Origin of the sequence: Empedobacter sp. UBA7494 (assembly GCF_002478465.1) — a bacterium.
Classification (GTDB): Bacteria; Bacteroidota; Bacteroidia; order Flavobacteriales; family Weeksellaceae; genus Empedobacter; species Empedobacter falsenii_B.
Genome location: NZ_DLOC01000076.1, coordinates 23,467 through 34,336, shown reverse-complemented (window position 1 = coordinate 34,336; position 10,870 = coordinate 23,467). Strand labels below are relative to the sequence as shown.

Here is a 10,870-nt window from a genome sequence, read left to right as displayed (position 1 = left end):
TTTTTAGGGAAGATTACAGATAGAACTCGTTTTTCTAAAATTTATATCAACGGAAAAGTTCAACAAGCTTCTATTTCTACGCTTTAGGAAAAATAGAATTTAGATAAATTGTAAAAGTCGCTTTAATGCGACTTTTTTTATTGATTCAAAACTCGTTTTCTAAAAATATATATCAACGGAAAACTGCGCAAAAACATCCAAATGCCAAATGCAATCCAGATTCCATAAATACTTAAACCAAAGTAATCTGCAAGATAAATGGTTGGTAGAAAACCAAGAAATGTTGCGACAATTAAGTTGTTTCGCAAGAGTTTTGCATCGCCCATTCCTTTGAAAAAACCATCAAAAATATAAGCCAATGTGTTGATTGGTTGCATTAATAAAACCATCCAAAATACAGAGTTGAAAATAGTCAAAACATTCGGGTCTTGATTGAAAATTTGCCCAATTTGATTGTAAAAAATGAAACAAATAGTAATTAAAATACACGCAATTAAAACAGAATATTTGGAAATATCTTTGCTTAAAATCCAAAGTTTAGGATAATTTCGTTCGCCTTGTAATCGTCCTGCCATAGCATTTCCTGCACCTGCATAACCATCAATAAAAAATGAAAAGAATAACCAAATATTCATCAAAATACTTTGCGCGGCGATATAATCTTTTCCATAATCGGTGGCGTAAGAATTGGCAAGAAAAAATGCAACATTAAGCGAAGCTGTTCGTAAAATAAAATTGAAGCTTAAGTTGACATATTTCTTAAAAAGTGGATGAATGGTTTTTCCTGGATTTAACCCAAATGAAGTTTTCGTGAAATAGTAGTAAAACGCCATAATTACCATTATCAATTGTGCAATAAGACTTGCATAGGCAGCGCCTTTGATATGATAAGCAGGAATTATCCCATTTACTCCAAAAATTAAAATATAGTCTAAAAAGACATGAACAAAAGCAGCTGTTAAACTACATTTCATTGCCCAAATAGTGTTTTGCATTCCTCTAAAAGCACCAAAAAGTGTCAATGAAATAAGTGTTAATGGAAAACCAAATGCTCTGATTTTGTAATAATCGACCGAAAATTGAAGAACTAAATCTTTTGCATTGTATAGTTCGAATAGATTTTGTGCAAAAAAATACGTTGGTATAAAGATAAGTAAACTCAAAAATAGATTGAAATACAACGCTTGCGGAACTAAAGTTTTGAGACTATCCAATTTATTTGCTCCAAAACTTTGCGAAACCAAAGACGAAATAGAAGTTTTGGTTTGGGCAACTATCCAAATAATTCCTGAAAGAAAAGAACCAACTAAACCAGTCGCAGCAAGTGCTTCGACCGAATATTCTTTTACATTACCTACCATAGCAATATCGGTTAAGGTAATAAGAGATTCGGCAATCCCTGAAAAAATCGCAGGAATCGCTAATTGATTAATTTGTTTGAACGTAATTCTATCCGAAACCAAACTCATTTCGAACAATTATTTTTTTACGCGTTTGTATGGTGGTTTGTTTTTGATGATTTGACTCAACATAAATAAGGTAGTTCCGACCAATGTGAAATAACCTAAAAGTGGTAAGCCAGGAATGTGATAATCGTTGTATTTGAACATGAAAATACACGCTAAATATCCAGCGAAAATCAAATAATAAATTACTTTTTTGAATGATCCGTATGTAAATTTTCCTCGAATATATTCAATCAAATTCAACAGAATTAAGAAGAAATAAAAACCGAAAAAGATATAGCGTAATGGATTAATCGGGCGATCGGTTGTTCTTATATTCACCATTAAATTGTAATTGTAAACACCGTTATAAATTAATAACAATAAGATAAGAACGATAATTATACGAAGTATTTTCATAAAGTATTTTTGCATTAAAAAAGCTGTCGAAACAGCTTTTTGATTTTATTTTACAGGTTTGAAATCTAATGAAAGCGAATTCACACAATAACGTAAACCAGTTTCTGTAGGTCCATCATCAAAAACGTGTCCCAAGTGGCTTCCACAATTTCCGCAAAGAATTTCTGTTCTTTTCATTCCGTGCGAAGTGTCTACGCGTTCTACGATTTTACCTTCTTTAATTTCTTTGTCAAAGCTTGGCCAACCACAATGTCCATCAAACTTAGAAGAAGAAGAAAACAATTCTTCTCCACACGCATTACATGTATAAATTCCGTTCTCGAAATGCATGTTAAATTTTCCTGTAAAAGGACGTTCTGTTCCAGCTTCTCTTAAAACATAATACTCTTCAGAAGAAAGTTCTTTTTTCCATTCTTCGTCTGATTTATTGATATTGAATTGAGGTTTTTCGTTCATCGTAACGGTGTTTGAAGGTTGTTCTACTTTAGCATCTTCTTTTTTTTGTTGAGATGTACAAGAAACCATAAGGCTCAATATTAATCCAACAACAAAAAAAGAAGTATATTTTTTTAGGCAATCCATTGATTATATTTTTCAAAAGCTTGTCTGATTTCTTCTTCAGTACAAACTACATCATAACGACAATTTCCAATCTTGTTGATCAAACTAAAGTTGATTGAATTGTTTTGATTTTTTTTGTCGTGTTTCATCCATTCCATTAAGTTCGGAAAAATTTTCATATCAATTGTATTTAATGCATACATTGACGAAAAACTTTCGCAAACTTCCTCCACATCAGCTTTAGAAATTAATTCTTGATCATAACTAAGGAATGTCTCAATAATCATTCCGATTACAATTGCTTCTCCATGTAAAAGCGGAAAATCAGTTTCTAAGGATTCACTTTCTATAGCATGACCTATTGTATGACCAAAATTTAAAATTTTGCGTTCACCTTTTTCATATGGATCATTGTCAACCACATTTTCTTTGATATGAATAGAATCCATGATAAATGGTGCCAAAGATTCGGCATCGTGCGAAGGTAATTGAACCAAATTATCCCAATGATCACGGTTCTTGATTAAACCATGTTTTAACATTTCGGCTAAGCCAGATTTTACTTGACGTTGCTCTAATGTCAACAAAAATTTAGGATCAACTAACACCATTTCTGGTTGTGTAAATGTCCCAATCATGTTTTTCATTCCTTCCAAATCAATTCCATTTTTTCCGCCAGCAGAAGCATCGACCTGCGATAATAACGTAGTTGGAATGTTAATGAATTTGATTCCACGCTTGAAAGTAGAAGCCATAAAACCTCCCATATCGGTTAAAACTCCACCACCAACATTAATAACTAATGAATGACGATCTGCACCCAATTCGCTTAATGCTAACCAAAGATTAGTTACGGTATCGATGTTTTTATTTTCTTCTCCAGAGTCAATTTCAAGGATTTCGTAAGCAGAAATATTGTCCAAATCGGCTAATAATAGCGGTAAACAATGCACATGAGTGTTCTCATCTACCAAAAAGAAGATAGAAGAAAAAGTGTTATTTGCAAGGTAATCGTCTAAAATATATGCGATTGAACCAAAATGAATCGGAGCTGATTTCAAAATGAAAAATGTTTTTAAAATGTGCCTAAAATTACGACGACCTTTTTAGATCAACCAAATATTTTGAATGATTTATTTTAGGAGGGCTGTCGATAGAATCTATATTGATATTATCGACTTATAAAATAATTATTTTTAAATTTGCACAAATTCATAGATCAATGAACATAGTTCTTTTTGATGGCGAAGAATGGGAAGATTTTTTGCCCCTAACATTTACAAGACCTGTAGCTGCCCTAAGAATGGGAATATTGAGTTTTGCAGAACGTTGGGAAAAAATACTAAATACAGAGGTTTCTTATCAAACGAAATCTTATTTGCAAGAAAAATTTCCTGCTAAACTTCAAACAGAAAATACATTTATCAACCCAACTTTTTTTCCAAATGAAAAATTAATTGAAGCGATAAAGAATTTAAAATCAAACCAAACCCTACTTTTTGACCATCAACTTGTAGCAGTTAAATCAACTGAAGAAACTCCAAAAATCACATCAGATATTATTCAATTTGAAGATGAAGTAATACATCTACAACATTCTTGGGATATGTTTACATACAATTTTCAAGCAATTGAATTTGATTTTGATTTGGTTACAAAAGGTAGAACTTCTCAACCAATATCAGCAACCAACCAAGTTTTAGCTCCCGAAAATATATTTATTGAAGAAGGTGCGAAAGTTGAATTTTCTATTTTGAATGCATCAGAAGGTCCAATTTATATTGGAAAAGATGCCGAAATTATGGAAGGTTCTATGATTCGTGGCGGATTAGCTTTATGCGAGCATGCAAAAATAAATATGGGTGCAAAAATATATGCTGGTTGTACGATTGGTCCTTTTTGTAAAGTTGGTGGTGAATTAAATAATTCAATCCTAATAGCATATTCAAATAAAGGACATGATGGGTTTTTAGGGAATTCTGTAATTGGAGAATGGTGCAATTTAGGCGCGGATACAAATAACTCAAACTTGAAAAATAATTATGCAGAAGTAAAGTTATGGAGTTATAACCAAAAAAGATTTGTAAAAACAGGTTTGCAATTTTGTGGTTTAATAATGGGCGATTATGCTAAATCTGCAATCAATACACAATTTAATACTGGTACAGTTGTTGGAGTTTGTGCGAACGTTTTTCAATCAGGTTTTCCACCAAATATGATTAAACATTATAGTTGGGGTGGACAATCAGACGCTCCTGTTTTTAATTTTGATAAAGCTTGTGAAGCTGCAGAAAAAATGATGGAAAGAAGAAAAATTGCTTTTACACTTGCTGATAAAAGAATTTTAGAACATATTTTTAATTTAAATAATAACTAATTTAATAACGAGTAAATCATAAGAATTTAAGTTTAAAATTGTAATATGATTAATTTTACGTGTTAATCTTTTAACAATTAATTAAAAAATCCTTAATTTTGCTTTTTGTTAGAAAAGAATATTTGTGAAATGACTGGTAAATATAAAAACGTTTTAGAGTTAATTGGAGATACTCCATTAGTTCAATTAAACAGAATTAACCAAGACATTCCAGGCGAAGTTTATGCAAAGTTAGAATGTTACAATCCTGGACATTCAACAAAAGACAGAATAGCTTTACATATTATAGAAGAGGCTGAAAAAAATGGTCTATTAAAACCTGGTGCTACGATTGTAGAAACAACTTCAGGTAACACTGGATTTGCTGTAGCTATGGTGGCTATCGTAAAAGGGTACAAATGTATCTTAGCGGTATCGGATAAAACAAAGGCAGAAAAGATTTCATTCTTGAAAGCGATGGGAGCAAAAGTATTTTTGTGCCCTGCGAATGTACCTGCTGATGATCCAAGATCATATTACGAAGTAGCAAAACTTATTGCTGCGGAAACGCCAAATTCTCTTTATATTAATCAATATTTTAATCAAGGGAATACAGAAGCTCACTATTTAACAACAGGTCCTGAAATCTGGAATCAAACAGAGGGTAAAATTACTCACCTAATCGGTTGTACAGGTACAGGAGGAACTTTGACAGGTAGTGCACGTTATATAAAAGAGCAAAACCCAGATGTGAAAATCATCGGAGTTGATGCTTATGGATCAATATTGAAAGGTTATCACGAAACTGGAAAAATTGATCAGAATGATATCTATCCTTACAGAATCGAAGGAATGGGAAAAAATTTAGTTCCTGGAGCTTTAGATTTTGAAATGGTTGATTCTTTTATCAAAGTGACAGACGAAGAAGCTGCTTATCGTACAAGAGAAATTGCTTTGAAAGAGGGAATTATGGCAGGATATACTTCTGGTGCTGCAACACAAGCATATAAACAATTGGCTGAAGCTGGAGAATTTGACGAAAATTCTTTAGTTGTAATTTTGTATCCAGACCACGGATCTCGCTATATGACAAAAGTTTTTAGTGATGATTGGATGGCAGAGCAAGGCTTTACAAATAGCAGACTCAATGGTTTAGAAGCTCGAGCAACAGTCGAAAGAATCAAATAATACGTATATTTGTAAAAATTAAATATTTAAAGTAGGTAGTGTTCGTTCACTTTCTACTTTTTTTTCAATTAATAAAAAATTAAACTATAATAAAATGGACATTTTTGAACGTTTAAAACAGAACCCTGGACCATTAGGTCAATTCGCTGATTATGGTGAAGGTTATTATGTTTTTCCACAGTTAAAAGGAGAAATTGGACCCGTAATGGAATTCCAAGGTAAAAAAGTAATTACTTGGTCAATCAATAACTACTTAGGTTTAGCTAATCACCCAGAAGTTCGTAAAGCAGATGCTGATGCTGCGGCACAATATGGTATGGCTTATCCAATGGGAGCTCGTGCAATGTCTGGTCAAACAGATTATCACGCTCAATTAGAGCAAGAATTAGCTGATTTCGTTCAAAAAGAATCTGCTTATTTAATGAATTTCGGGTACCAAGGTATGGTATCTACAATTGATGCTTTAGTATCTAAAAATGATGTAATCGTTTATGATGCTGAATGTCATGCTTGTATTGTTGATGGAGTTCGTTTACACTTTGGTAAACGTTTTATTTACCAACACAACAACATCGAAAGTTTTGAAAAAACAATTGCTCGTGCACGTAAATTAGCTGACAAACAAGGCGGTGGAATTTTAGTGATTACAGAAGGTGTTTTCGGAATGACAGGTAAACAAGGGATCTTGAAAGAGATTGCGGCTTACAAAGACGAATACAAATTCCGTTTATTAGTGGACGATGCACACGGTTTTGGTACTTTAGGAAAAACAGGAGCTGGAGCTGGAGAGGAGCAAGGTTGTCAAGATGCAATTGATATCTATTTCTCAACTTTCGCAAAATCTATGGCAGGTTTTGGAGCATTTATCGCTGGTAACAAAGATATTATCCGTATTTTAAAATATAACTTACGTTCTCAAATTTTCGCTAAATCATTGACAATGCCAATGGTAATCGGAGGTTTAAAACGTCTTGAATTGTTACGTTCTCATCCTGAGCTTAAAGATAAGTTATGGCACAATGTAGAAAAAATTCAGAAAGGATTAGAAGAAAGAGGATTTGATATCGGTGGATCTGATACTTGTGTTACACCAATCGTATTGAATGGTTCTCCTATTGAAGCGACTATATTAGCCAAAGAAATGCGCGAAGAATATGGTATTTTCGTTTCTGTAGTAGTTTATCCAGTTATTCCAAAAGGAATGATTATTTTCCGTATTATCCCAACTGCTGCTCACGAAGACGAGCACATCGAATATACGTTAAACTCATTTGCTGAGATTAAAGATAAATTAGCTGACGGATATTACAAACGCAAAGCAGAAGAATTGAATGTTGATTTTGTTCAATACTAAAATAAATATTCAATCAAATAATAGAAAAACCCTAAACTGAATAAGTTTAGGGTTTTTTGTTTGTATTCTGTTCAAAAGTTAAGTAATTATTCCCTTCTTTCCACATTTGATTTACTATATTTGTTTACAAATTAAACACACAAACACACAACAATTTTAATTATGAAAATTCACAATTTTAGTGCAGGACCATGCATTTTACCACAGGTTGTTTTTGACAAAATGGCTCAAGCTTGTTTAGATTTCAACAATTCAGGAACATCAATCTTAGAAATTTCTCACCGTCGCAAAGATGCGGTAGAAGTGATTGATACAGCAAGAGCGTTGGTAAAAGAATTGATGAATGTTCCAGAAACGCATGACGTAGTTTTTATGCAAGGCGGAGCTTCATTGCAATTTCCTACTGTAGCTTACAATTTATTGAAAGAAGGCGGAAAAGCAGCTTATACACAAACAGGAAAATGGGCAGAAAATGCTATCAAAGAAGCGAAGCGTTTCGGAGAAATTGAAGTTATAGCTTCTTCAAAAGATCAAAATTATAATTATATTCCGAAAGGATATACTGTTCCTTCAGATGTAGATTATTTCCACTGCACATCAAACAATACTATTTTTGGAACACAAATGAAAGAGTTTCCAAATTCTCCAGTTCCAATGGTTTGCGATATGTCTTCGGATATTTTATCTCGCACAATTGATGTTTCTAAATTTGGAGTAATCTATGCTGGAGCTCAAAAAAATATGGGACCTGCGGGTTCTGCTGTCGCAATCGTTCAAAAAGATTTATTAGGTAAAACAGGACGTAATATTCCTGATTATTTAAACTACGAAACACATATCAAAAAAGAATCATCGTTTAACACTTGGCCAGTAATTGCAATTTACGGTGTCATGTTAAATTTACAATGGTTAAAAGAGCAAGGAGGAGTAGAAGCGATTGCAAAAATTAATACTGCAAAAGCGGATGCAATGTATGCTGAAATTGATCGTAACGGATTATTTACAGGAACTGCTGCAACAGAAGATCGTTCTCAAATGAATGCCACTTTTGTCTTAAATAATGAAGATTTCAAAGCTGATTTTGACGCAATGTTAAAAGAAGCTGGAGTTGTTTCTTTGGCTGGTCACCGCGATGTTGGTGGATACCGTGCGTCAATGTACAACGCTTTACCATTAGAATCTGTTCAAGTTTTGGTAGAAGTAATGAAACAATTTGAACAAAAATTTGGTTAATCAGCAGATATTAGACGCTAGATATTAGTATTGAGAAATATATTATCTAAAATCTCACATCTTAATTCTATAATAATAACATGAAAATATTAGCAAACGACGGAATCTCTAAGGCAGGAATAGAAGCTTTAGAAGCAAAAGGTTTCGAAGTAATAACTGCTCACGTAGCACAAGAACAATTAGAAAACTATATCAACGAAAACGGAATCGAAGTACTTTTAGTGCGTTCTGCGACTAAAGTTCGTCAACCTTTGATTGATGCGACAAATCTTAAAATTATTGGTCGTGGTGGAGTTGGTATGGATAATATCGATGTTGCTTATGCACGCGAAAAAGGAATTCAAGTCATTAATACGCCAGCATCTTCTTCTCAATCGGTAGCAGAATTTGTGGTGGCGCATTTGTTTTCTATCGTTCGTAATTTGCATCAAGCCAATCGTAGTATGCCTTTAGAAGGAGATTCTAACTTCAATGGATTGAAAAAAGCTTATGCAAAAGCAATCGAATTGAGAGGGAAAACAATGGGTGTGATCGGTTTTGGTCGTATCGGTGTAGAAGTAATTCGTGAAGCGATTGGTTTAGGAATGAATATTTTAGTGTATGATAAATTTCCTGCAACACGTGACATCGAATTAGAATTTTTTGATGGTCAAAAATTAACGTTTACAATCACTTCTGTTGATTTTGATGAAGTAATTACGAAAGCAGATTTCATTTCGTTGCACGTTCCAGCGCAAGAGGGATATATTTTGGGTGAGAAAGAATTTGCAAAAATGAAAGATGGCGTGATTGTAATTAACACGGCTCGTGGAGGAGTTGTTGATGAAAAAGCGTTAGTTGATGCAATCGAAGATGGTAAAGTTGCTGGTGCGGCTTTAGATGTTTTTGAGAATGAGCCAACACCAGAAATGGGCTTGTTGATGAACGAATCGTTGTCGTTATCTCCTCATATTGCAGGTTCTACGAATGAAGCGCAGGACAGAATTGGAACTGAATTAGCTTCGCAAATCGTTGAGATTTACGGAAAATAATTTTGAGTTTCATTCTATCTAAAACTATTCAAAATGCCTCAATTTAAACCATTCAAAGGAATTCGACCTACAGAAGAAACTTCTCAAGAATTTGTGACGCTTGCCGTTAATCAATATTCGAAAGAAGAATTGGACTATTATATCAATAACAGAGAAGACTCTTTTTTGCATATTATTTTGCCAACTTGGGACGAAACGATTCAAGATCCGAAAGAAAAATTCAGAAAAGTTCGCGAGAATTTCGAGAATTTTATTTCGAAAAAAATATTAACGCAAGACAAGTCTTCTTTTTATATTTATCAAGTGATACAGCCTGATGGACGCGAAACAAAAGGACTTTTGGGCTTGGTGAATATTGATGATTATCGTCAAAATAAAATTAAAAAGCACGAAGAAACATTGGAACGTCGTGTGGAATTATTTGCTGATTATTTGAAGGAATCTCACTTCCATGCGGAGCCTGTTTTATTGACCTATAAACCTGCTCAACGCGTTGATTTGTTGATTGATACGGAAATGAAACGCAAACCGATTCTGAAAATAGAAGAAGAAAACGGAACGCAACATTTGTTGTGGAGAGTCGATAATCGATTGAATTTAAAACAATTAAAAGATTCAATTGAGAAATTGGACGAATTGTATATTGCAGATGGACATCATCGTATGGAAAGTTCGGAACGATACACAAAATTTGCGGTTGAAAATTCGAAAGATGAAGTCTATGGTGATGAAGCGTTTAATTATACGTTAGCACTTTTAGTTTCGAATGAAGATTTGATTATCAATGATTATAATCGATTAATTAAAGATTTAAATGGCTTAACTCCAGAAGCGTTTTTAACTGCTTTAGAAGTTGATTTTGAAATTATTCCGAAAGGTGATGAATTAGTTGTGCCAACCAAAAAACATCATATTGTGATGTATTTAAATGGTCAATTTTATAGTTTATATGTAAAAAATAATTTATTGACAACCGAAGGTTTAAGCGAATTGGATACGTATATTTTCGAAGAAAATGTGATGAAACCAATTCTAAATATTCAAGATTCTAAAAAGGATAAACGCATTCATTACGAATGTGGTACGCGCAATAGAGAAGGGGTAGAAGCGCTTAAAAATAAAGTTGATCATCACGATTATATTGCTGCTTTTGCTTTTTATCCAGTGGATGTGAAGGATTTGCAATTGATTGCGGATTTAGGGCTTAAAATGCCACCAAAAAGTACATATATCGAACCAAAACCATTAAGCGGTTTTGCTGTATTTGATTTGAAAGAATAAA

10 protein-coding genes are annotated in these 10,870 nt (G+C 33.3%); 6 read left to right on the top strand and 4 right to left on the bottom strand.

Going from position 1 to position 10,870, the window contains the following annotated elements; all coding sequences use genetic code 11:
* Positions 1-137: 137 nt before the first annotated feature.
* From B4E95_RS09240 to aroB, 4 genes are read right to left on the bottom strand one after another with little or no spacing between them, the layout of a single operon-like run.
* Positions 138-1,469: an MATE family efflux transporter gene (locus tag B4E95_RS09240; protein WP_291091291.1), complete on the bottom strand. Its 1,332-nt coding sequence runs from the start codon at positions 1,467-1,469 to the stop codon at positions 138-140.
* A 9-nt stretch (positions 1,470-1,478) separates the two neighbouring features.
* The gene (locus B4E95_RS09235; protein ID WP_147279964.1) at positions 1,479-1,865 is read right to left on the bottom strand and encodes a hypothetical protein; all 387 of its coding nucleotides are present in this window, start codon (positions 1,863-1,865) and stop codon (positions 1,479-1,481) included.
* 45 nt (positions 1,866-1,910) lie between these two features.
* On the bottom strand, positions 1,911-2,447 hold the full coding sequence (msrB, locus tag B4E95_RS09230; RefSeq protein WP_409410639.1) for a peptide-methionine (R)-S-oxide reductase MsrB: 537 nt from the start codon (positions 2,445-2,447) through the stop codon (positions 1,911-1,913).
* Entirely contained in the window at positions 2,435-3,487 is a 1,053-nt protein-coding gene (gene aroB, locus B4E95_RS09225) for a 3-dehydroquinate synthase (RefSeq protein ID WP_114999381.1), read from the bottom strand. The genes msrB and aroB overlap by 13 nt, the downstream gene beginning before the upstream one ends.
* A gap of 161 nt (positions 3,488-3,648) precedes the next feature.
* Here aroB and B4E95_RS09220 point away from each other — a divergent pair, with 161 nt between their 5' ends.
* From B4E95_RS09220 to B4E95_RS09195, 6 genes are all read left to right on the top strand, one after another.
* Entirely contained in the window at positions 3,649-4,803 is a 1,155-nt protein-coding gene (locus B4E95_RS09220; protein ID WP_291091289.1) for a GlmU family protein, read from the top strand.
* A 129-nt stretch (positions 4,804-4,932) separates the two neighbouring features.
* Complete coding sequence (locus B4E95_RS09215) at positions 4,933-5,970, top strand: PLP-dependent cysteine synthase family protein (RefSeq protein WP_291091287.1); 1,038 nt, start codon at positions 4,933-4,935, stop codon at positions 5,968-5,970.
* Between the two features lie 94 nt (positions 5,971-6,064).
* A complete protein-coding gene (locus tag B4E95_RS09210) occupies positions 6,065-7,324 on the top strand; it encodes an aminotransferase class I/II-fold pyridoxal phosphate-dependent enzyme (RefSeq protein ID WP_291091285.1) in 1,260 nt (419 codons plus the stop codon).
* A gap of 162 nt (positions 7,325-7,486) precedes the next feature.
* Complete coding sequence (gene serC, locus B4E95_RS09205) at positions 7,487-8,557, top strand: 3-phosphoserine/phosphohydroxythreonine transaminase (RefSeq protein WP_291091282.1); 1,071 nt, start codon at positions 7,487-7,489, stop codon at positions 8,555-8,557.
* Between the two features lie 80 nt (positions 8,558-8,637).
* The gene (locus B4E95_RS09200) at positions 8,638-9,588 is read left to right on the top strand and encodes a D-2-hydroxyacid dehydrogenase (RefSeq protein ID WP_291091280.1); all 951 of its coding nucleotides are present in this window, start codon (positions 8,638-8,640) and stop codon (positions 9,586-9,588) included.
* 33 nt (positions 9,589-9,621) lie between these two features.
* Complete coding sequence (locus B4E95_RS09195; RefSeq protein ID WP_291091279.1) at positions 9,622-10,869, top strand: DUF1015 domain-containing protein; 1,248 nt, start codon at positions 9,622-9,624, stop codon at positions 10,867-10,869.
* Position 10,870: the final 1 nt, after the last annotated feature.